The sequence below is a fragment of the Spirulina sp. CCY15215 genome (genome assembly GCF_016888125.1).
In the GTDB taxonomy this organism is placed as follows: Bacteria; Cyanobacteriota; Cyanobacteriia; order Cyanobacteriales; family Spirulinaceae; genus CCY15215.
Window position 1 is genome coordinate 1 of sequence record NZ_JACSWA010000089.1, and the last position, 741, is coordinate 741.

Consider the following 741-nt stretch of genomic DNA (forward strand, 5'->3'; position numbering starts at 1 on the left):
AGTACCAACAGGCGATCGCACTCTATCAGCAATCACTGGAAATTAAACGCCAAATTGGAGACAGAGGGGGAGAAGCTGCTTCTTTAGGCAATTTAGGCATTGCTTACAACTCCTTGGGAGAGTACCAACAGGCGATCGCACTCCATCAGCAATCTCTGGAAATTCAACGCCAAATTGGAGATCGACTTGGTGAAGCTATGTGTTTGAATAATTTAGGAGAAGCACATTATTCAATTACTCAATACCACCAAGCCGTTCTATTTTATCAACAAGCAATTGCTCTTAAACAAAATATTGGGAACTTACACAGCTTGGCAATTTCTTGGGAAAATTTAGGGGAGGTTTTATCTAAACTCAACCGCATCCCCGACGCACTTGGCGCATATCGTAATGCAAAACAACTTTATCAAGAAATGAAACTCGATCGCAAGGTTCAAGACTGCGACAATGCCATACAAAATTTAGAATCTCCTCCTTCCCGACAACCTCAGAATATTTGGCAAAAACTCCGTCAATTTTTCCGTTCTTTCCGTCGTTTCATCGGCAATCTTTTCCAATAGAGATAAATCTCTAAATTGCACCGCGATCTCTTATTTTTCCCCTTAAAAACGGGTTCACAGGAACGCACAGATTCCCACTCTGTTAGAATATCATTGTCAAGTCAATCCTGTCAAGGAAAAATTGAACTATTTTTGGCTTTTTTGTTAAGGATTACATTACTCAATCGATTCAATCCTCCTG

The 741-nt window shown here is 40.4% G+C and carries 1 protein-coding gene; it reads left to right on the plus strand.

The genetic code is table 11. The annotated features are described in order from the left end of the window. Positions 1–560: tetratricopeptide repeat protein (locus tag JUI58_RS00390; RefSeq protein ID WP_204101776.1), on the plus strand; the 560-nt coding region annotated here is incomplete at its 5' end. Positions 561–741: the final 181 nt, after the last annotated feature.